General features: G+C 70.6%; 18 protein-coding genes. 14 read left to right on the plus strand and 4 right to left on the minus strand.

The genetic code is table 11. The annotated features are described in order from the left end of the window. Positions 1–118: 118 nt before the first annotated feature. Genes BJ984_RS17625 through BJ984_RS17640 form a run of 4 tightly spaced genes read left to right on the plus strand, consistent with a single transcriptional unit; the run spans position 119 to position 4,878 of the window. Positions 119–1,297, plus strand: a complete 1,179-nt coding sequence (locus BJ984_RS17625) for an acyl-CoA dehydrogenase family protein (protein ID WP_179549118.1) — start codon at positions 119–121, stop codon at positions 1,295–1,297. A 25-nt stretch (positions 1,298–1,322) separates the two neighbouring features. Further along, on the plus strand, positions 1,323–2,678 hold the full coding sequence (locus BJ984_RS17630) for an O-antigen ligase family protein (RefSeq protein ID WP_179549119.1): 1,356 nt from the start codon (positions 1,323–1,325) through the stop codon (positions 2,676–2,678). Next, on the plus strand, positions 2,675–4,000 hold the full coding sequence (locus BJ984_RS17635) for an O-antigen ligase family protein (RefSeq protein WP_179549120.1): 1,326 nt from the start codon (positions 2,675–2,677) through the stop codon (positions 3,998–4,000). The genes BJ984_RS17630 and BJ984_RS17635 overlap by 4 nt, the downstream gene beginning before the upstream one ends. Next, the gene (locus BJ984_RS17640) at positions 3,997–4,878 is read left to right on the plus strand and encodes a glycosyltransferase family 2 protein (protein ID WP_179549121.1); all 882 of its coding nucleotides are present in this window, start codon (positions 3,997–3,999) and stop codon (positions 4,876–4,878) included. The genes BJ984_RS17635 and BJ984_RS17640 overlap by 4 nt, the downstream gene beginning before the upstream one ends. Here the strand turns inward: BJ984_RS17640 and BJ984_RS17645 are convergent. Both BJ984_RS17645 and BJ984_RS17650 read right to left on the minus strand, forming a co-directional pair. Beyond that, positions 4,875–5,639 (minus strand): glycosyltransferase, encoded by a 765-nt coding sequence (locus BJ984_RS17645; RefSeq protein ID WP_179549122.1) that lies wholly within the window; start codon positions 5,637–5,639, stop codon positions 4,875–4,877. The genes BJ984_RS17640 and BJ984_RS17645 overlap by 4 nt on opposite strands. After that, a complete protein-coding gene (locus BJ984_RS17650) occupies positions 5,636–6,913 on the minus strand; it encodes a polysaccharide biosynthesis protein (RefSeq protein WP_179549123.1) in 1,278 nt (425 codons plus the stop codon). Before BJ984_RS17650 ends, BJ984_RS17645 begins: the two co-directional genes overlap by 4 nt. 55 nt (positions 6,914–6,968) lie before the next feature. Here BJ984_RS17650 and BJ984_RS17655 point away from each other — a divergent pair, with 55 nt between their 5' ends. The 4 genes from BJ984_RS17655 to BJ984_RS17670 are packed head-to-tail and all read left to right on the plus strand — an operon-like array spanning position 6,969 to position 10,669. Then, complete coding sequence (locus BJ984_RS17655) at positions 6,969–7,865, plus strand: glycosyltransferase (protein ID WP_179549124.1); 897 nt, start codon at positions 6,969–6,971, stop codon at positions 7,863–7,865. Positions 7,866–7,917: 52 nt separating this feature from the next. Continuing rightward, on the plus strand, positions 7,918–8,658 hold the full coding sequence (locus BJ984_RS17660; protein WP_179549125.1) for a glycosyltransferase family 2 protein: 741 nt from the start codon (positions 7,918–7,920) through the stop codon (positions 8,656–8,658). Further along, a complete protein-coding gene (locus tag BJ984_RS17665) occupies positions 8,655–9,035 on the plus strand; it encodes a DUF2304 domain-containing protein (RefSeq protein WP_179549126.1) in 381 nt (126 codons plus the stop codon). The genes BJ984_RS17660 and BJ984_RS17665 overlap by 4 nt, the downstream gene beginning before the upstream one ends. After that, a complete protein-coding gene (locus tag BJ984_RS17670) occupies positions 9,032–10,669 on the plus strand; it encodes a DUF2142 domain-containing protein (protein WP_179549127.1) in 1,638 nt (545 codons plus the stop codon). The genes BJ984_RS17665 and BJ984_RS17670 overlap by 4 nt, the downstream gene beginning before the upstream one ends. Here BJ984_RS17670 and BJ984_RS17675 read toward each other — a convergent pair. Further along, complete coding sequence (locus BJ984_RS17675; RefSeq protein ID WP_173184040.1) at positions 10,647–11,189, minus strand: GtrA family protein; 543 nt, start codon at positions 11,187–11,189, stop codon at positions 10,647–10,649. The two genes, BJ984_RS17670 and BJ984_RS17675, sit on opposite strands and share 23 nt — an antisense overlap. A 144-nt stretch (positions 11,190–11,333) precedes the next feature. On the opposite strand from BJ984_RS17675, the gene BJ984_RS17680 reads away from it, so the two are divergent. Genes BJ984_RS17680 through BJ984_RS17705 form a run of 6 tightly spaced genes read left to right on the plus strand, consistent with a single transcriptional unit; the run spans position 11,334 to position 18,715 of the window. After that, positions 11,334–12,539, plus strand: coding sequence for a nucleotide sugar dehydrogenase (locus BJ984_RS17680; RefSeq protein ID WP_271206507.1), 1,206 nt, complete (start codon positions 11,334–11,336; stop codon positions 12,537–12,539). Then, positions 12,536–13,291: a glycosyltransferase gene (locus tag BJ984_RS17685; RefSeq protein WP_179549128.1), complete on the plus strand. Its 756-nt coding sequence runs from the start codon at positions 12,536–12,538 to the stop codon at positions 13,289–13,291. The genes BJ984_RS17680 and BJ984_RS17685 overlap by 4 nt, the downstream gene beginning before the upstream one ends. Before the next feature lie 40 nt (positions 13,292–13,331). After that, on the plus strand, positions 13,332–14,357 hold the full coding sequence (locus tag BJ984_RS17690; RefSeq protein ID WP_179549129.1) for an NAD-dependent epimerase/dehydratase family protein: 1,026 nt from the start codon (positions 13,332–13,334) through the stop codon (positions 14,355–14,357). Between the two features lie 7 nt (positions 14,358–14,364). Then, the gene (locus BJ984_RS17695; protein ID WP_179549130.1) at positions 14,365–15,669 is read left to right on the plus strand and encodes a hypothetical protein; all 1,305 of its coding nucleotides are present in this window, start codon (positions 14,365–14,367) and stop codon (positions 15,667–15,669) included. Then, the gene (locus tag BJ984_RS17700) at positions 15,666–17,366 is read left to right on the plus strand and encodes a hypothetical protein (protein WP_179549131.1); all 1,701 of its coding nucleotides are present in this window, start codon (positions 15,666–15,668) and stop codon (positions 17,364–17,366) included. The genes BJ984_RS17695 and BJ984_RS17700 overlap by 4 nt, the downstream gene beginning before the upstream one ends. After that, on the plus strand, positions 17,357–18,715 hold the full coding sequence (locus BJ984_RS17705; RefSeq protein WP_179549132.1) for a hypothetical protein: 1,359 nt from the start codon (positions 17,357–17,359) through the stop codon (positions 18,713–18,715). Before BJ984_RS17700 ends, BJ984_RS17705 begins: the two co-directional genes overlap by 10 nt. A gap of 12 nt (positions 18,716–18,727) precedes the next feature. Here the strand turns inward: BJ984_RS17705 and BJ984_RS17710 are convergent, their stop codons facing one another. Further along, positions 18,728–21,391 carry a hypothetical protein gene (locus BJ984_RS17710; protein WP_179549133.1) on the minus strand — a complete coding sequence of 888 codons (2,664 nt, stop codon included), beginning with the start codon at positions 21,389–21,391 and terminating at the stop codon, positions 18,728–18,730. Positions 21,392–21,435: the final 44 nt, after the last annotated feature.

Below are 21,435 nucleotides of genomic sequence, written 5' to 3' on the forward strand. Positions count from 1 at the left end.
CTTCACTTCGGGGCGGCTTATCAGCGACCTACAAGCGGCGGCGGCCCGTCGATGGGCCGTTTAGACCAAACTACCAAGCGCCTGCGATGACGGATGCACGCCCGAATAGGCTCCGGCCATGACCTTCGAGCTCCTCGCCAGCGACTTCTACTCCTATGAGAATCTTCTGAACGAGCAGGAGAAGACGGCGATCGCCGAGCTGCGGCACTACCTCGAGACCGAGGTGAAGCCGATCGTGAACGGCCACTGGGAGGCGGCGACCTTCCCGCACGAGATCGTGAAGGGCCTCGCCGAACGCAGCGTCTACAGCTACGCCTGGGAGGAGACGAAGCCGTTCGAGAACTCGGCGGTCTTCCGCGGCTTCGTGGCGCTCGAGCTCGCTCGCGTCGACGCGAGCGTCGCCACGCTGGTCGGCGTGCAGAACGGCCTGGCGATGGGCTCGATCAGCGTCACCGGCTCTGCGGAGCAGCGCGCCGAGTGGCTGCCGAGGATGGCGAGCGGCGAGGTCGTCGGCGCCTTCGGCCTGACCGAGCCGACCTCGGGCTCCGACAGCGCGCAGGGCCTCCGCACCGTCGCCACGCGCGACGGCGACGAGTGGGTGCTGAACGGGTCCAAGCGCTGGATCGGCAACGCCACCTTCAGCGACATCACCGTCATCTGGGCGAAGGATGCGGCCGACGGCCAGGTCAAGGGCTTCATCGTGCCGACGGGCACCCCCGGGTACACGGCCACCAAGATCGAGGGCAAGCAGAGCCTGCGCATCGTGCAGAACGCCGACATCACGCTCGAGGACGTGCGGGTGCCCGAGAGCCTGCGGCTGCAGAACGCGAACTCGTTCCGCGACACCGCGAAGGTGCTGCGTCTGACCCGCGCGGAGGTGGCCTGGGCCGCGGTCGGCAACTCGGTCGGCGCTTACGAGGCCGCCCTGCGGTACACGAAGGAGCGCGTGCAGTTCGGCAAGCCGATCGCGAGCCACCAGCTCATCCAGGACCTGCTCGTCAAGAGCATCGGCAACATCACCGCCAGCCTCGGCATGGTCGTGCGCGTCTCGCAGATGCTCGACGAGGGCACCCAGAAGGACGACCACTCGGCCCTCGCGAAGGCCTACACGACGGCCCGCATGCGCGAGACCGTCGCCTGGTGCCGCGAGGCGCTCGGCGGCAACGGCATCGTGCTCGAGTACGACGTGGCCCGCCACTTCGCCGACGCCGAGGCGCTCTACTCCTACGAGGGCACCCGCGAGATGAACACGCTCATCGTGGGGCGCAGCCTCACCGGCTTCGCCGCCTTCGTGTAGGCCCTCCACGGGTAGGCTTCTCGCCATGCGCTACCCGACCGACGCCGTGATCCGGTCGCTCGCCGTGCTCGTGTTCTTCACGGCGTTCGGTGCCGACCTGTGGCGCAGCCTGCTCGGCTGGTGGGGCTATCTCGCGGTCGCGGCCGTGCTGACCGCCGCCTCGGCGGTGCTGCTCACCCGGCGCCGGCTCTGGGGCGCGCTGCACCCGCGCCGGCTGCCGCGCACCTTCGTGCTGTTCGCGCTGCTGCTCGTGCTGTCGCTGGCGTGGTCGTTCTATCCGGGTGCGACCGTGCTCGGCCTCCTCGCGCAGGCCGCCACGACGCTCTGCGCCCTGTTCCTCGTGGCCGCCCTGAGCTGGCCCCAGATCGTGGCGGCCGCATCCACCGCGCTCAACTGGATCCTCGGGCTCTCCCTGCTCTTCGAGCTGGTCGTCGCCGTGTTCGTGCGGCAGCCCGTGCTCCCCTTCTTCACCGACTACGCGGGCCGGAAGGTGCCCGACGCCTTCTACTGGTCGCAGGGCCTGCTGTTCGAGGGCGGCCCCGTGCAGGGCGTCGTCGGCAACCGCAACCTGCTCGCCTTCGTCGCCGTGCTCGCCCTCGTGCTCATCCTGGTGCAGCTCGCCCAGGGCCTGCGCCGCCGGGGCCCCGCCCTCGCCTGGGTCGTCGTGGCGGTGGGCACCCTCGCCCTCACCCGCTCGGCCACGGCCATCGCCGCCCTCGTGATCACGGCCGGGATGCTCGGCGTGCTCCTGGTCGCCCGCCGCGCCGGCCCGGGCCGCCGCACCTGGCTGCTCGCCGGCGTCGCCGCCGTCGTCGCGCTCTCCATCGTCGGCGTCAGCACCTTCTGGTCGCAGATCCTCGGCCTCTTCGGCAAGAGCGACGACCTCACCGGGCGCGTCGACATCTGGCGCTCGGTGAGCGAGCTCGCCGCCCAGAGGCCCGCCTTCGGCTGGGGCTGGATCAGCTACTGGGCACCCTGGGTCGAGCCCTTCGACGGCCTCGCGGAGCGGAAGGGCGTCGTCTACCTGCAGGCCCACGACGCCTGGCTCGACGTGTACCTCCAGGTCGGAATCGTCGGGCTCGTGCTCTTCGCGATGCTGGCCGTCGGCACCTTCTACCGCAGCTGGTGGTTCGCGGTCGACCACCCGCTCGACGCGGGCGGCCGCGCCCTGCCGCGGGTCGTCCTGACGCTCGCGCCCATCCTGCTTCTCACCGCCCTGCTCGCCCAGAGCGTCGTCGAGAGCCGTCTGCTCGTCGAGGGCGGCTGGCTGCTGTTCGTCGTGATCGCGGTGAAGACGAAGCTCGACCTCGGCGCCGTGGCCCAGGACCTCGGCACCGAGCCGCCCCGACTCCTCGGCCTGGCCGAGCCGGCGCGGCGATGACCGCGGAGCCGAGACCTCCGCACCACCCCGTCGCGGCCGCGCTGACCTTCTTCGGTCAGACCCGGTTCGCGAAGGCGCTGACCGTCGCGATCCTCGGCACGGCCTTCTGCTCCCACCTCCTGCGCTCGACCGTCGGCTGGCCGGGGCTGATCGCGATGGTCGCCGTGCTGGTGCTCCTCGCCGCCCTGTCGTTCGCCGGCCGCTGGCCCGAGCTCGACTGGCACGGACTGCTGCCGGTGTCGCTGCTGCTGTTCCTCGCCTGGTGCGCCCTGACCTCGCTGTGGAGCCAATACCTGCCATCGACGCTGAACGGCCTGGCCTATCTGCTGGCGTATGCCTTCCTCGGCATCTACGTCGCCGTGGTGCGCGACCTGATCCAGATCGTGCGTGCGCTCGGCGACGTGCTGCGGGTGGTGCTGACGCTCTCGCTGGTGGTCGAGGTGCTCTCGGGCATCCTGCTCGACGTCCCGATCCGCTTCCTCGGGGTGACCGGGGCACTCGCGTCGGGCGGGCCCATCCAGGGCGTGCTCGGCACCCGCAACATGCTCGGCTTCGTCGGCCTGATCGCGCTCGTGACCTTCGTGATCGAGCTCGCCACGCGCTCGGTGCGCCGCGGCACCGGGGTGTTCTCGGTGATCGTGGCCGCGCTCGCCATCGTGTTCTCCGGCTCCCCCGTCACCCTCGGCGTCACCATCGTCACGGCGGTCGCGGCGCTGGTGCTGTTCGCGCTGCGCAGCGCCGCACCCGACACCCGACGAGGCTGGCACTTCGTGCTGCTGGCCGTGGGCCTCCTCACGCTCGTACTCGGCTTCCTCGTGCGCGGCCGCATCCTCGAGATCCTCAGCACCCGGCGCGAGTTCACCTACCGGCTCGAGATCTGGCGGGAGCTCTGGCGCCTGATCGACCTCAACCCGCTCGAGGGCTGGGGCTGGACGGGGTTCTGGCGCTCCAACGTGTCGCCCTTCTTCGCGCTCGACGTGATCGGCAACCGCGCACACACCTCGGCGCTGAACGCCTACTTCGACGTGTACTTCCAGACCGGTCTGATCGGCATCGCCGTCTTCGTGGTGTTCGTCGCGCTCGCCATGGGGCGCGCATGGGTGCTGGCGGCGGCCCGCAAGAGCATCGTCTACGTCTGGATCGCGCTCGTCATGGTGGTGCTCGTGGTCACCAGCTCGGCCGAGAGCGCCGTGCTGGTGGAGTACGGCTGGCTGCTGCTCGTGATCTGCTCGGTCAAGGCCGCCCGCGACCTCAGCTGGCGGCGCAACCTCCGCCGCGCCGACGACCCCGTGCCCGCCCCCGCCCAGGAGACCACCCCGTGACGCTCGACATCATGATGCCGTTCTACGGCCGCTTCGACCACTTCCGCGAGGCGGTCGAGAGCGTGCTCGCCCAGCGCGACCCCGACTGGCGGCTCGTGATCGTCGACGACGTCTACCCCGACCCGGCTCCGGGCGAGTGGGCGGCCTCGCTCGGCGATCCGCGGGTGCACTACCTGCGCAACGTGGTGAACCTCGGCGTCGGGGGCAACTTCCGCGAGTGCGTGCGGCTGATCGCGAACGACCGCGCCGTGCTGATGGGCTGCGACGACCGGATGCACGCGGGCTACGTGGCCCGCGTGGCCGAGCTCGTGCGCGAGCATCCTGAGGCAGCCATCGTGCAGCCGGGCGTCGAGGTGATCGACGCGGAGGGGCGGGCGCACCGCCCCCTCGCCGACCGGGTCAAGGCGGCGCTGCGCCCGCGTGGGCCGAAGCCGGAGCTGCTCGCCGGGGAGCCGCTCGCGCGGAGTCTGCTGATCGGCAACTGGGCCTACTTCCCCTCGGTGGTCTGGCAGGCCGACGCGCTGCGGCGATTCGGCTTCCGCCCCGGCTACAAGGTGGTGCAGGACCTGCAGCTGATGCTCGACATCGTCTTCGACGGTGGGTCGATGCTCCTGGACGACGAGGTCGTCTTCTCCTACCGGCGGCACGCCACGAGCGTCTCGGCGGTCACCGGGCCCGACGGCGCGAAGTTCGCCGAGGAGCACGCGCTCTTCAGCGAGACCGCGGCCCGGGCGCACGCGGCGCGCTGGCACCGGGCCGAGCGGGCGGCGCGCCTGCACCCGACCTCACGGCTGAACGCGGTCACCGAGCTGCCGGCGGCCCTCCGTGCGGGCGACCCCGCAGGCCGCCGGGCGCTCCTGCGCCACCTCCTGCGCTAGCGCCGCGCCCGCTTCGCGGCGAGCGCGCGGCGCCATGCCTCGAGGACGGCTCGGGCGAGCATCCGTCGTGCCCGCAGGATCGTGCCGAGGCCCCGCACCCCGAGCGGCGTCTGGTTCGAGTCGTGCAGGCGGCGCTCGACGACGTCGCGCTCGAGGTGGCGGATGCTCCCCCGCACGTTGCCCGTGATGGCGATCCACACGTCGTGCGACTCGGTGATGAACGCGGGGATCGGCAGGATGCCCCCGTCGATCACCTCGCGCCGGAAGCCCATCGCGCAGCCGAAGTACGGCCGGTAGCCGACGAGGATCGCGAACAGGTTGAGCAGGTGCTTCGACGAGGTGCTGTCGCGGAGCGGCGGGTACCAGAGGCGTTTGCCGGCGCGTCCGAGGACGGAGTGGTTGCCGGCCACGACGAGCGTGTCGGAGAGGCCGGCGATCATGGCCTCGTGGCGGCCCGGGGTCCAGACGTCGTCCTGGTCGCTGAGGAAGACGTAGCGGCCGCGCGCCCGCCGGATGGCGGCCTCGAAGGCCCGTACGTAGCCGACGTTCTCGTTCGTGGACGTGAGGAACACCCGCGACTCGTTCAGCCGCGCCACGGTCTGCACGATGACGGCGGCCGTGTCGTCGGGCGAGGAGTCGTCGACGATCACGAGCTCGTCATCGGGGCCGAGCTGGGCGACGATCGACTCGATCTGCTCGGCCACATAGGCCGAGCCCTTGTAGGTGGCCATGCACACGCTGGCGCGGATCTGCCCGCTCATGCCGTCACCGTCCTCTCCTGACGGCTCGCGCGCCGCAGCACGACGAGGTGGATTCCTAGACCTGCGAACGGTCCCATACCGAGTGCGAGCACCGAGCGCAACTCGGTGCCGCCCTCGCCCTCGAGCGGCAGCAGCAGGAGCAGCACGGCGAGCGCCGTCGCCGCGAGCCACCCCAGCGAGAACCAGCGGTGCTTCTCGAGCGCGAGACAGAGAGCGCCCGTCAGGGTGAGCAGCGCGAGCATCGCGGCGGCGAGCACGAGCCAGGCGACCGTCCAACCGCTGATGACGTAATCGGGGCCGTAGACGAGCGTGAGCAGCCACGGGCCGATCAGCCCGCCGAGCACCGCGCCGGCGACGGCGATCACGCCGATCAGCCGCGCCACCGGCGCGAGGGCCCGGAGCCCTGCCGAGCGGTTGTTCACGAAGTGCGCGATGGCGACGCCCTGGTAGGCGTTCAGCGGGATGAGCAGCGGCGCCCGGGTGAAGGTCACGGCGACCAGCAGAGCGGCGGCGGCCTCGTACTCGGCGCGGGTGGAGGTCAGCGTGAGGATGACGGGGAACCCCACCACCAGCACGGCGCTCGACCCCGAGGCCAGGCAGGCGTGGCCGATGCGCTTCAGCAGGTCGCCGAGCCCCACGTCGCTGCGGGCCGAGGCCGCGCGGCGCAGGGTGGGCGAGAACAGCAGCCCGATCAGCCAGGCCACCGACGCGGCGCTGGCGGCCACGGCGAACCCCGCGACGCTGGCGGCGATCAGCGCGGCTCCGCCCACCAGCACGATCCTGAGCGCCGAGTCGCCGATCACCAGCCGGGCGAAGGTGGACCACTCCAGGCGCCCGCCCAGGATGCCGACGATCGTCGCGTGGCCCGAGTACAGGGCGACCGAGCAGCTGAGCGGCACGGCCAGCCAGGCGTACTCCGCGCCGAGCACGGCCGGGCCCCACCACAGGCTCGAGGCCCAGAGCAGCACGCCGAGGCCGACACCGACGGCGAGGCCCACGACCAGCAGCCGCGGCTCGCGGCGGTCGGCCCGGTCGAGGGTGTCGCTGACGTGCACGGCCCGGGTGGTCTCCGACGAGAGCCCGCCCAGGATGCCGTACCAGGCGAACAGGAACGACCAGAACGCCAGGAACGTCGTGGTGGCCGCCTGGTCGTCGCCGAAGGTCTTGGGAACGATGATGATCACCGCGAATCCGACGCCCGCCGAGATCAGCGACGCCACTCCCACGCCCACGAAGGAGCGCCGGCCGATGGTCGCCCGCGGCTCTCCGGTCATAGCGTGCAAGCATAGTAGGCGCTCCCGGACGAGCCCCCGGGACGGAGAGGCACGAGTGTCAGACGAGGTCGTCGCGGTCGTCACCGCCTTCGCTCCGGGCCCCCGGCTCGCCGAGCTGGTGCAGAGCCTCGTCCCGCAGACGGCCCGCGTGATCGTGGTCGACGACAGCGGGGCACCGGATGCGCGTCCCGCCCTCCTCGCGGCCGAGAACGCCGGCGCCACCGTCCTCCGGCACTCCGTGAACCGCGGCATCGCGGCCGCCCTCAACACCGGCACTGCAGAGGCCCGCGCCGTTCCGGGCGCCCGCCACGTGATCACCTTCGACGAGGACTCCGCCGTCGGCGAGGGGTTCGTCGACGCTCTCGTCGCAGCGCTCGGCACCGCCCGCGGCGCCGGCATCCCCGCCGGTCTCGCCGCCCCCGCCGCGGTGTCGGGTCAGCCCGCGCCGGAGCTCCGCACGCAGCGCGGCATCCTGGTGGGCCGCACGCCCATCCAGTCGGGTCTCCTGGTGCCCTTCCGCACTCTCGACGCCGTCGGCGGCTTCGCCGAGGAGCTCTTCATCGACGGCGTCGACACCGACTACGCCCTGCGCGTCGCCCGCGCGGGGCTCATGGTGGTGCACGCCCGGGGCACCGAGCTCGGCCACAGCCTGGGCCGTCGGCACACGGCGACGATCGCCGGCCGCACCGTCGAGCTCACCCACAGCGCGCCGTTCCGCTACTACTACCTGGCCCGCAATCGGGTGCTGCTGAACCGACGCCGGCGCCTCTACCGCGGCTACCGTCCCCTGCGCGAGACGATCGCCGACCTCCGTCACCTCGTCATCGTCACCCTGTTCGTGCCGGGCCGGGGTGCACGACTGCTCGCGGCGGCCGCCGGCCTCGGGGACGGCTGGGCCGGACGCACCGGCCGCATCCCGCCCGCCGTGGAGGCCCGGCTGCGCCGGAGCTGACCCCGCCCGGCTCTCCCGGCCCTGACAGGGGCCCGCCGCTATGATGGGCGACATGCCGACCGCCCTCGAACGCACGCTGATCGTGATGCCCGCGTTCAACGAGGAGGAGTCGGTCGCCGCCGTCGTGCGCGAGGTCTTCGCCACGGTGCCCGGCGTCGCGGTGCTCGTGGTCGACGACGGCTCGCGCGACGCGACCGCGCGCGAGGCCACCGCCGCCGGCGCGACCGTGCTGCGGCTGCCGATCAACCTCGGGGTGGGCGGCGCCATGCGCGCAGGCTTCAAGTACGCCATCCAGAACGGCTTCCGGAACGTGGTGCAGGTCGACTCCGACGGACAGCACGACCCGGCCGGCATCGCGACCCTCGTCGACGAGCTCGAGCGCCACGACCTCGTGCTCGGCGCCCGGTTCGCCGGGGTGGGCGACTACGCCGTGCGCGGGCCGCGGCACTGGGCCATGAAGGTGCTCTCGGGCATCCTGAGCAGGCTCACGAAGACCCGGCTCACCGACACGACCTCGGGCTTCCGCGCCAGCGGGCCGCGCGCGGTCGCGCTGTTCGCCCAGCACTACCCCTCGGAGTACCTCGGCGACACCGTCGAGTCGCTCGTGATCGCCTCGCGGGCGAAGCTCACCGTCGCGCAGGTGCCCGTGGCCATGCGGCCGCGCGCCGGCGGCGTGCCCTCGCACAACCCCTACAAGGCGGCCGTCTACCTCGGCCGGGCCGGCATGGCGCTGTTCGTGGCGCTGATCCGCCCGCCCGTCACCTTCGTCGAGCCCGCCGCGGTGAGCGCATGAGCACCGTCACCTACGTCTTCGGCATCGTCGCCGCGCTGATCGTGCTCGGTGTGGTGATCGAGTCGCTGCGCCGGCACCACCTGCGCGAGCGGCACGCCATCTGGTGGCTGCTGGCCGGCATCGTCGCCCTGATCATCGGCGTCTTCCCCGACCTGCTCGGCTGGGCCGCCTCGATCGTCGGCGTCACCGTGCCGACGAACCTCGTCTTCTTCCTCAGTATCGCGGTGCTGTTCCTGGTCTCCATCCAGCACTCCGGCGAGCTGACCGAGCTCGAGAGCGAGACCCGCACGCTGGCCGAGTCGGTCGCGCTGCAGGACCTGCGCATCCGGGAGCTCGAGGCCGCCCTCGCCGAGATCGAGTCGCGAAGGAATCGATGACGTCCGCACCACCCGCGGCGGTCACCGCCGCCCCTGCCGCCACAGCCCCCGTCCCCCGTCCGGTCGGGCGCTGGCTGCTCCTCCCCTGGCTGCTGATCGCGCTGATGGGCACCCTGTGGGCCCTCGCGACCCCGATCGGCGGCTCCCCCGACGAGCCCGCCCACGTGGTGAAGGCGGGCTCCGTCGTGCGGGGCGAGCTGCTGCCCGAGACGATGATCCCGACCGGCGGCGTGCTGCACGTGCCGGCCGCGCTGGCGTTCGAGTACACCCAGAACTGCTTCGCCTTCTTCGCCGACACCCCGGCCTCTTGCGCGCCCGGGTTCAGCGGCGACCCCTCGGCACTCGTCGAGAGCTACTCGGCCGCGAGCCTGTACAACCCCGTCTACTACTGGATGGTCGGCTGGCCCTCGCTCGCCCTGCCCGACATCTCGGGCATCTACGCGATGCGCATCGTCAGCGCCGTGATCACCTCGTTCTTCGTGGCGTCGTGCTTCTTCATGATCGGGTCGTGGAAGCAGCGCCGGCTGCCGACCATCGCCCTGCTCGCCGGGCTCACCCCCATCGCGGTCTACCTGATGGGCACGGTCAACCCGAACGCCCTGGAGTACACCGGCGGGCTCGCCCTGTTCACCGCGATGCTCGGCATCGTGCTGCAGCCCGACCCGAGGCTCCTCGGCGGCCGGCTCACGATGGTGGTCGTGGCGGCGGCCCTCGTCTCCAACTCGCGGGGCATCTCGCCGCTCTGGGTGGCCGTGCTGCTCGCGGTGCCGCTGCTGCTGCTCGGCGGCCGGGAACTCGGGGCGCTGCTGCGGCGGCCGAGCGTGCTGGTGAGCATCCTGCTGATCGTGGCGTCGGCGCTGGCGAGCGCGTGGTGGACGCTGACGAGCAACTCGCTCGGCACCGCTCCGAGTGCCGGGCCCGCGACCCCGCCGGTGAACGAGGGCGTCGGGCTCAGCCCGGTCGAGGGGTTCTTCGGGCTGCTGGGCAACTTCTACCAGCAGCTGCGGCAGATGGTGGGCATCCTGGGCTGGCTCGACACGACGCTGCACCCCTCGGTCTACTGGGTGAGCTACGTCATCTTCGCCCTGCTCGTCGTCGGCGTGCTCGTCTGGGTGCGCGGGCGGCGGCTGGTCTTCGTGATCGCGCTGGCCCTGGCGTTCTTCTTCCTGCCGCCGCTCGTGCAGGCGGTCTACGTCACCGCCGGCGGGTTCATCTGGCAGGGGCGGTACACGCTCATCCTGCTGATGACCTTCCTGCTCGGGATGGCCGCGGCCATCGCCACCTCACCGCGCTTCGACCGGCGCCCGCCGCGGGTGCTGCTCGGCTTCGTCGCCTGGCTGTTCGGTGCGGCGTGGGTCTACGCGACCGTCTACGCCTTCGCGACCACGCTGCGCCGCTTCGCCTCGGGCTACAAGACCGACTGGCCGGCGATGCTCGAGCCGAGCGCCTGGGTGCCGCCGTTCGGCGCGATCCCGCTGATCATCGCCTTCGCGGTGGTGGCGGCGGCGTTCGCGCTGACCGTCGTGATCGTGGGGCGCGACCCGCGGTGGGTGGCGGCTCCGGCGACGTTCTCGCCCGACGGGCCGTTCGGGGCCGCGCCTGGGGGAGAAGTCAGCGCGCCTGTGCGTCTCTGACGGCCTGCTCCGCGGCGGCCTGCTCCGCGGCGGCTTCCGCGGCCTCGCGGTTCTTCAGCGCCGTGAACCCGTCGGCGCGGTTCGGTGCGAACACCCAGTAGCGGTAGAGCAGGAAGCGGAACGCCGTCGCCAGCACCAGCCCGATCACGTTGCCCGAGATGTTGTCGGCCACGATGCTCGTGAGGCCGAGCAGGTAGTGCGAGACGTAGAGGCAGGCCAGCGAGATGCCGAGCCCGAGCACGGCGATCAGCGTGAACTCGGCCAGCTCGAGCAGGAAGTTCTTGCGGCGGTGGTCGCGGAAGGTCCAGTACCGGTTGCCGAACCAGGTGGCGAGCGTCGAGATGGCGACCGAGATGAACTTGCCGCCGAGCGGGGTCTCGTACCAGCCGTCGCCCAGGGCGCCCGACCAGAGCAGGTTCGACACGCTGAGGTCGATCACGTAGCCGACCAGTCCGACGACCCCGAACTTCAGCGCGTAGCGCACCAGGCGCTCCCAGAGGTAGTCCCAGATCTTCTTCACTATCGGTGCCTTCTGCGAGTCGATGCCGGGGCGCGCGTCCCGAGCCCTCAAAATGATAACCGTCGCTGTATCCTGCTCTTTGCTCTACCGCTGTCGACCAATCGTGTCGCAGCCGAACATCCCCTTACGAACGAGGTCAACCGCGTGTCATCGAAGTTCAGCAACGACGTCGTCGTCATCGGAGGCGGCGGTCACGTCGGCCTCCCCCTGGCCATCGCCCTCGCCGACCGCGGCTCGAAGGTCGTCGTCTACGACGTGAGCGAGCGCGCCGTCGAAGGTATCCTGGCCGGCCGCATGCCCTTCAGCGAGCCGGGCGCCGAGCCCGTGCTGCAGAAGGTGCTGGCCGACGGCATGTTCTCCGCCTCCACCGACGCGAGCGTCGTGGCCACCGCCGAGAACGTGGTCGTCGTCATCGGAACCCCGGTCGACGAGCACCTCAACCCCGACCCGAACGCCATCCCCAAGGCGCTCGAGACCTGCATGCCGTTCTTCAGCGACGAGCAGCTGCTCATCCTCCGCAGCACCGTCTACCCGGGCGTCACCGCCCTCGTCGAGCGACGCCTCCGCGAGGCGGGCCTTTCCACCGAGGTCGCCTTCTGCCCCGAGCGCATCGCCGAGCACAAGGCGATGGAGGAGCTGTTCACGCTGCCGCAGATCGTGTCGAGCCGCACCGAGACCGGCCGGGCCCGCGCATCCGCTCTGTTCTCGACGCTGACCGACCAGATCGTCGATCTCGAGCCCGAGGAGGCCGAGCTCGCGAAGCTGTTCACGAACACCTGGCGCTACATCAAGTTCGCGGCGGCCAACCAGTTCTACATGATGGCCAACGACCGCGGGCTCGACTTCGAGAAGATCCGCAAGGGCCTGACCCACGACTACCCCCGCGCGAAAGACCTGCCCGGCCCCGGCTTCGCCGCCGGCCCGTGCCTGTTCAAGGACACCATGCAGCTCGCCGCCTTCAGCGACAACAAGTTCGCGCTCGGCCACTCGGCCATGCAGGTGAACGAGGGGCTGCCGCTCTACATCGTCACCCAGCTCGAGAAGCGGTTCGACCTCGAGAACCTCACCGTGGGCATCCTCGGCATGTCGTTCAAGGCCGGCTCCGACGACATCCGCTCGAGCCTGTCGTACAAGCTGCGCCGGGTGCTGAAGTTCCGGGCCAAGGCCGTCATCGGCACCGACCCCTACGTCACCGAGGAGACCGACGACACTCTGCTGCCGCTCGACGCCGTGCTCGAGAAGGCCGACATCCTCATCGTGGCCACCCCGCACAGCGAGTACAAGGGCCTCGTCACCGACAAGCCGGTGGCCGACGTCTGGAACCTCCTCGGCCAGGGAGTCGTGATTTGACCGAGGGCCTACGCGCCTCGATCGTCATCCCCGCGTACAACGAGGGCGACGACATCGTCCCCGGTCTCGACCGCATCTTCGAGGCCGTGAAGCTCGACGCCGAGGTGCTCGTCGTCGTCGACGCCACGACCGACACCACGGTGCCCGTCGTCGAGGCCTACGCCGCGGCGGGGCGACCGAACCTCAAGGTACTGATCAACGACTACGGCCGGGGTCCTGCCTACGCCATCCGCTACGGCATCGACCACGCCACCAGCGAGACGGTCGTCGTCACCATGGCCGACGGCTGCGACGATCCGCGCCAGATCGACGACCTCGTGCGCCTGGTCGAGCGCGGCGTCGTCGTCGCGGCCGCCTCGCGCTACATGCCCGGCGGGCAGCAGGTGGGCGGCCCCCGCTTCAAGAGCTTCCTGTCACGGATGGCCGGCATCACCCTGCACGTGTTCACCAACGCCGGCACGCGGGACGCCACGAACTCCTTCAAGGCCTACAACGCCGAGTTCGTGCGGCAGGTCGGGATCGACTCCAAGGACGGCTTCGAGATCGGCCTCGAGCTCACGGCGAAGGCCAGACGGCTGCGGCTGCCGGTCGCCGAGATCCCGACGATCTGGCTCGACCGGGCCTTCGGCGAGTCGAACTTCAAGCTCGCGAAGTGGATCCCGAAGTACCTGCGCTGGTACCGTTTCGCGTTCGGCCGCAAGCTCACCGTCGAGGAGCTGCGCGCCCTCACCGACGCCCCCACCACTCCCTGATCACCACCACGCCGAACACCCACCAGAAGGAACACATCATATGAAGAAGGTTCTCGTCACCGGATCCGCGGGATTCATCGGCGGCTACATCGTCGAGGAGCTCCTCGAGAAGGGCTACCAGGTCGTCGGAGTCGACAACTACTCCAAGTACGGCCCCGTCAAGAAGTCCTACGACGACAACCCGAACTACGAGCTCGTCGTCGGCGACGTGCAGGACGTCGAGCTGATGACGCGTCTGCTCGAGGACTGCGACCACTTCATCGCAGGCGCCGCGCTGATCGGCGGCATCTCGTACTTCCACACCTACGCCTACGACCTGCTCGCGCAGAACGAGCGCATCATCGCCTCGAGCGTCGACGCCGCGATCGCCGCCCACAAGAAGGGCCGCCTCGAGAAGGTGACCTACATGTCGAGCTCGATGGTCTTCGAGTCGACCGACCGCTGGCCGTCGAAGGAGGGCGACGAGCGCATCGTGCCGCCGCCGCTGTCGAGCTACGGCTTCCAGAAGCTGGCCGTGGAGTACTTCGCCCGCGCGGCCTGGGACCAGTACAAGCTGCCCTACACGATCCTCCGCCCCTTCAACTGCGTGGGCATCGGCGAGAGCCGTGCGCTCGGCGACGTCGAGATCGACTCGGGCAACGTCAAGCTCGCCATGAGCCACGTCGTGCCCGACCTCGTGCAGAAGGTGCTTAAGGGTCAGGACCCGCTGCACATCCTCGGCTCGGGCGAGCAGGTGCGCCACTACACCTACGGCGGCGACCTGGCGCGCGGCATCGTGCTCTCGCTCGACCACCCGGCCGCGCTGAACAACGACTTCAACGTCTCGACCGCCGAGGGCCACTCCGTACTGGAGCTCGCCGAGACCATCTGGCGCAAGATCAAGGGCCCGGACGTGCCGTTCAACTACACGTCCGACCCCGGCTTCGAGTACGACGTCGCGAAGCGCGTCCCCGACGTCACCAAGGCCAAGGAGCTGCTCGGCTTCGAGGCGACCACCACGCTGGACGACATGCTGGACGAGGTCATCCCGTGGATCGAGAATGCCGTCGCCGACGGCACGATCTAGATCCTCGGTGGGCGGCCGCCGGTGGCTCTCGCCGGCGACCGCTCACTACGTCTCACTCGTCGTCGCGTTCGCCTGGATCCTCGTCTGCGCACGGGAGCAGTGGTTCTTCTTCGACGAGTGGGACTTCCTCAAGCTCTCCTCCACCGACTTCCTGACGCCGCACCTGGGTCACTGGAGCACCGTCCCGATGCTCGTGACCGCCGGCCTCCGCGAGCTGGTCGGGCTCGGCAGCTACTGGCCGTACCTCCTCACCGCCGTGCTCGTGCACCTCGGCATCGCCCATTTGCTCTGGCGCCTGCTCCGGCGCGCCGGCGTGACGCCCTGGATCGCCGTGCTGCTCGCCTTCGCCATCGCCCTCTTCGGCGCGGGCAGCGAGAACATCCTCTGGGCCTTCCAGTTCGGCTTCCTCGGTGCCGTGCTGCTCGACCTCATCGCCGTGCTGCTCGTCGACCGGGCGACCCGAGAGCGCTACTGGAGGGGCTTCGCCCCGGTCGTCGCCCTCACCGTGGCGTCGCTGATGTTCTCGGGCACGGCGCTGCCCTTGATCGGCGGGGTCGCGGTCGTCGCGCTCCGCCGGGTCGGCCTCTGGCGGGCGGCGCTGCTCGTCGCCCCCTCGGCGGCGGTGTACCTGGCCTGGTACCTCTACGCGCAGAGCAACCCCGTCTACTTCATGCCCCCCGGACCCAGCGGCTACCCGGTGCTCTCCCTCGTGGGCCGGATGGGGGGCTTCGCCTTCCGGATGCTCAGCGGCGGCCTCGACGGCCTCACCCCGGTGCCGTTCCTCGGCCTGATCCTGTTCCTCTGCCTCGTCGTGTACGCCACGGTGCGGGGCCCGCTGCTCTGGCAGCGAGCACCGCTCGTGCTCGGACTCGCGGCGTCGGCGGTCGCGTTCGCGCTGCTCACCGCGTACTCCCGCTTCGACTTCACCACCGACACGGCCACGTCCAGCCGGTACATCTACCTGACGACGGTGCTGCTGATGCCGCTGATCGGGCTGCTGGCCACCGAACTCGCCGCCCTGCACCGGGGCGTCGAGCTCGCCATCGTCGCCGCTCTCGGGCTCACCACGGTCTACGGCGGTCACGTGCTCCTGCAGACCGGCCAGGCGCAGGCAGGTATCGAGCAGGACACCCGTGCGAAGATCTATGCGGTCGTCGACGAGCTGGCGGTGCACGATGTGGACATCTCCAGCCGGCCCGACCCGGTCTACGCCCCCTCCCTGACCGTGGGAGACCTGCGTGCCCTCGTGGCCGCGGGCGCGCTCACGGCCGACCAGCTGCACCCCTCCCCCACGAACGGCGGCCAGAAATGACGGACAGCTCCCCGCGCACCACTCCGAGCGGTCGCGTCGACGCGGCGGTCGACCGCGGGGTGCGGAGCGTCCAGCACCGGCTGCGCGCCGTCTCCGCCCGGCTGAACCCCGACGTGGTCGCCGCCATCGCGCTGGCCGCCGTGGTGCTGATCGCGGCGGCGGTCGTGTTCTCGGGTGTGCGCACCCAGTACTTCATCTACGACGAGTTCGACTACCTCGCCCCGCCCGACGGGGCGAACTGGCTGCGCTGGATCATCACGCCGCACAACGAGCACACCATCCTGTTCACGAAGGTCTGGTTCTCGCTGCTCTATCAGACCGTCGGATTGCAGGGCTACTGGCTCTACGCCCTCCCGATGCTGATCTGCCACCTCGCCGGCGGTGTCGCGGTCTACGCGCTGCTCCGCCTGGTGGTGCCCTCCCGCGCGGTCTGCGTCGCCGTCGTGGCCCCCGTGCTCATCATGGCCGCCGGGGCCGGCACGGTGACCTGGGCCGGCCAGTTCCAGTACACCGCGGCCACCGCCGCCGGGCTGTGGGTGCTCTACCTCGCCCTGTCCCCTCGTGTCGGCCCGCGACTCCGGGTGGCCGGGGTGGTCGCGCTGTCGCTGTTCGGCACGTTCAGCGGATCGGCTTACATCCCGCTCGGGGTGGCCGCCGGTCTCGCCCTCGTCTCGCTGCGGCGCTACCTCCTCGGTGCGATCGCCATCGCCGTCCCGGCGATCTGGTTCGTCGTGGTGCGGGTGGTCTGGACGATCCCGAGCTACAACAGCGCGCACAGCCTCGACCAGGTGCTGCGCGACGGGCCCGAGTTCGTCTACGCCCTGCTGGCCAAGGCGGTCAACGACTCGATCCCCGTGGCCGACTCCTTCACCCCGGCGGTGCTGGTCGTGGCCATCGTCGGCGTGCTCGCCTACCTCGCCGTCCGCCCCGGCCCGCTCGCCGGCAGCCGCGCCCGGCGCACCTACCTGTTCCTGCTCGTCGCCCTCGTGCTCTCGCTCGCCATCACGCTGATCGGTCGGCTCAGCCGCGACGTCGCCGAGTCGGCCAGCGGCGGCTACTCCTACTTCATCCTGATCGTCGCGATCCCGGTGTTCGTCGCGAGCCTCGCCCGCTTCGTCACCGGCACCCGGATCGCGGTGGCGGTGCTCGTGCTGCTGCTCGGCGGCTGGGCTGCGATCAACATCGTGGCCCTCGGCGACGAGGCGGAGGGCCTGTCCGACTGGAAGTCGGGCAACGCCGCCCTCCTCGGCGCCGCCGCGTCGCTGAGCGACGACGGCCTGATCGCGGTGAGCGACGACGCCGTCCCCTCGCCGCAGCTCGCCCCCACCGTGAGCTGGGCCGAGCTGTCGGAGATGGCCGCCGACGACCGAATCGTCGACGTCGAGCCCTCGGCGCTGAACGCCGACCAGGTCTCCCTCAACGTCCAGTGGACGGGACTCAGCACCCCCGTGACGGGCGAGCTGACGAGCTGCGAGGCGATCGCCCCGCACACCTCGATCGACCTCCCGGCGACGGCGCAGGTGGCGCTCGCCCCGGTCGGAGCACTCGAGAGCACCACCGTCGTCACACTCGCCTACCCGACGAGTGCGGCGTCGATCCCGGTCGGGGTCGACGACGACGGCACCCTGCTCGCCTCGACCGCCGACCGCCCCTCCGTCGTCACGGCCGGTGACACCGCGGTGACGGCGTGCCGCTGACCGGGGCGGCCGACTGGCTGCTCGGGCCGGCTCCGGGCCGCGTGCGGCCGCTCCTCGCCCGCGCGGGAGCCGTCACCGCCCTGTTCGCCGCCGGCACCGCGATCGCCGCCCTGCGGCTGCCCGACGGGCAGCGGAACGTGCTCTGGTCGGAGGACGGCAACCAGTTCCTCGAGGGCGCGTTCCGGCACGACTACCTCGGCATGCTGGCCACGCCGTACGCCGGCTACCTGCACGCGGTGCCGCGCACGGCCGCGCAGATCGTCGAGGCCGCCCTGCCCACGACCGAGCTCGGCACCGGCATGAACCTCGCGGGCGCGGCGGTCTGGTCGGCGGCAGCCGTCGCGGCCTTCGTCTTCACCCGCGAGCGCGTTCAGCTCCCGCTGCGGTGTCTGCTCTGGCTGCTGGTGCTCATCCTTCCTATCGGCTCGCTCGAGGTCGCGACCAACGTCTCGAACTCGCACTGGTTCCTGATGTTCTCGCTGTTCCTCGTGCTGTCGGCCCGCTCGGGCCCAGGGGTGGCGAGGACGGTCTTCGGCTCGGTGCTGGTCGCCGCCTCGGTGCTGAGCGATCCGCTCTCGATCGTGTTCGCGCCCCTCGTGCTCGCGCGGGCCGTGGTGCTGCCCCGGCTCCGGGAGAACGTCGTGGGCATCGTCTTCGCGGCGGCCGCCGTCGTGCAGGTGATCGCCGTGCTCGGCACCGAGCGCGACCGCGGCGACCCCACCCTGCAGCCGGCGGCCATGGCCTCGACCTACCTCGTCCGGGTCGTCTTCGGCGACCTGCTCGGGCACACCACCGGCACCTCGGTCTACGCCGAGCTCGGCCGGCGCCCCGTCGTGCTGATCGCTGTCGCGGTGCTCCTCCTGCTCGTCGTGCTGATCGCCCTGCGACTGCGTCGCGACGGTCTGCCGGCGATCGCGCTGGTCGCCTCGGCCGGGTTCTTCGGCGTCACCGCCGTGCTCACCTGGAACCGTCTCGGCCTGCAGGACCCGGGCGCCGAGGTGTTCCTCGGCGGTCGCTACCTCGTGGTGCCGTCGCTGCTCCTGATCGTCTCGATCGTCGCCGCGGTCAGCGCCTGGCTGCCTCCCGCGGGCGCCCGAGGCGGCCGTCGGGCGGTGCGGCTCGGGGTGGTCCTCGTGCTGGCCGCGGCCCTGATCACCCCCGGTGTGATCGACTACCGCTCGCCCGGGAACAAGGCCGGCGTGCCCGAGCTCAGCGTCTCAGTGCCCGGTTTCCGCGACGAGTGCGCCGCCGACCCGTACGCCTCGATGCAGGTGCCGATCGGTCCGGCCGGCTACTGGTTCCTCGTGCCCTGCGAGCGCATCCTCGACCCGGCTCCGACGGGGAGCTGACCGAACCTCGGGCTAGGGAACGGTGACGGTGGTGCAGCCCAGTGAGCGGTTGTCGAAGGTGGCCGTCACGCACACCTTCCGGGAACCAGATGGCGCCTTCACGACTGAGTCGACCCCGTGGTTCGGCCCCACGCCCGGGAAGTACGAGTCGATCCAGGCGAGAGGCTTGTCCGCCGCGACCGGGAATCCACCCACGCCCTGCACGTCGACCCAGAGGTAGGTGCTCTCGGTGGTCTCGCGATTCACTGCCCAGCCCTGCACGCGCACACCGCCGGCGACTCCGGTGACGGCGTCGACGTTCGCCGCGCCCGGTGACTGCACGTCGACCGTGCGGCAGCCAAGATTCTGATTGTCGAACGTCGCGGTGACGCAGACCTCGCGGGGGCCGGCACCCGCGGGGATGTCGATGGCGAAGCCGTGGTTCGCCCCGACGCCGGGGAAGTACGCGTCGATCCACGGAAGCGGCTTGTCCGCCTTGTAGGGTTTGCCGACTCCGTCGATGCTCACCCAGACGTACGTCGTCGCCTTCGACAAGCGGTCGACGGACCAGCCGGTGACCGTGACCGAGCGGTCGCCCGCTGTGACACCGTCGAGGCTGGCGGCACCGCTCGTCGGAACGGTGACCGTCTTGCACCCGTAAGACACGTTCTCCTTGGTGCCGGTGAGGCAGACCTCGTGCGCGCCGGCCGAGGCTGAGAAGGTCGCCGCGAAGCCATGGTTCGGGCCGGACTTCGGGTACAGCACGGGGATCCAGCCGAGCGGCTTGTCGGCCTTGATCGCACCGGCGCTCTTGCCGTCGATGAAGGCCCAGACGTACGTCGTCGCCGACGAGGTGCGGTCGAGCGACCACCCGGAGACGGAGATCTTGCCCATGACCGCAGTGACGCTGTCGAAGTTGCCCACCTCGTTGTTCGGCACGGTGACCTGTTGGCACCCGTACGACGTGTTGCCCGCAGTTCCGGTGACGCACAGGCGGTGGGACCCGGGCTTGGCCGGAATGGTGGTCTTGTAGCCGTGATTCTTGCCGAGAGCGGGGAAAGCCGCGGCAGCCGAATTCGACGGCAGGTTCGCCGCGACCGCCCGGCCGGCGCCGTCGACGTCGACCCACACATAGGTCGAGACCTTCGTGCGCTGGTCGAGGCTCCACCCCGCGACCTCGATGCCGCCGACGACCCCGGTGACGCTTTCGACCTTGCCGGTCTCGAAGGGCTGCACGGTGACGGTCTTGCAGGCGATCAGGAGCGACTGCACGCCGTACACGCAGATCTCCCGGATTCCCGGCGCGGCCGGGACGGTGACATCGAATCCGTGCAGATTGCCCACGTTCGGGTAGAGGTTCGGGGTCCAGCTCAGGCGCTTGTCGACCTTGTAGGCCGAGCCCTTGCCGTCGACGTTCACCCAGAGGTAGGTCTGGGCGCCGCTCTTCTTGTCGACCGACCAGCCCGAGATGCGGATGCCGCCGGCCACTCCCTGTGCGACATCGAGCGACGCGGCAGCCCGGTCGTCCCGTGGAACGGTGACGCTCTTGCAGCCCAGGTCGACCCCGTTGGCCTTCGAGACGCACACCGTGTGCGTCCCGGGGCTCGCCCCGATGACCTGGCTGAAGCCGTGCTTCGCCCCAAGAGTCGGGTACAGCACGGGCAGCCAGTCGAGCTGGTAGTCCGCGCGGTAGGAGGAGCTGGCGCCATCGATGGCGACCCAGATGGAGGTCGGGTCGGCGGTGTTCGGGTCGACGGCCCAGCCCGTGACCTGCACGCCGCCGATGACACCGAGCGCCTTGTCGAACGCCCCGTGGGGGTTCGACCCGGTGCGGGGGTCGCCGAACCAGTCGGTGTACAGGCGCCAGAAGTTGCGGTTGCCGTAGGAGGAGCAGCCGTCGGTCTGGCCGCCGTAGAGGTTCGACATCGCGACCGCGTTGGGCTGGTACGGCGTGTAGTAGTAGAGGCCCGCGGTCGCCTTGTTCTTGATCAGCACGGGCGAGGAGCCGCAGGCCGCGTTCGGGTGGTAGCGCACGGCCGAGTACTTGCCGACCGGGAACCAGGTGAAGAACGCCGAGGTGCCGGCGGGGTTGGTGTAGCGCTTGTACTGCCAGGCCGCCTTGTAGACCTGGTTGTAGAAGCCCGAGAACTCGGCGTCGCAGGGCGCGGTGTCGGGGCAGGCGAAGCCGGTCGCCGAGGTGTACTGGCTCTGGCTCGGCCAGGAGTCGGTGATCAGCGACTGCTCCTTCTGCAGCAGCACGATCAGCACCGACTGGCTGACGTTGCAGGCCTGGCCGACCTTGTAGATGATGGTCGCCGAGGTCTCGTTCGGCGCTCCGGCGTAGGCGTTGCACATGGCGTCGGCCGAGCGGGACCAGGTGGTCTGCCGGTAGTCCTTCAGGCAGGTGTAGCCCGAGCGGCAGCTCGAGACCTGGCTGTTCAGGAAGTTCTGGATGGCACCGGCCGACATCGCGCTGCCGTTGAAGAAGTTCTCGTCACTGATGATGTTGCCGGGGTCGAAGTCGGCGGCGGTCGCGGTGACGAGGGCCTGCGGTGCGCTGCGGGTGAGCACGGGCGCCGCGGCCGAGGCGGGCTCGGCCCCGGCGGCGGTCAGGCCGGCCACGACGAGGATCAGGCTGAGAACGGCCGCGACCAGTCCCCGTCGAGTGGTCGTGCGTGTCATCGTGGCTCCGCTCATCACACCTCATCCTAAAGAGAGGCTGTGCGAAGCCCGGGCACTCG

It is taken from the genome of Herbiconiux flava (assembly GCF_013409865.1).
GTDB lineage: Bacteria > Actinomycetota > Actinomycetes > Actinomycetales > Microbacteriaceae > Herbiconiux > Herbiconiux flava.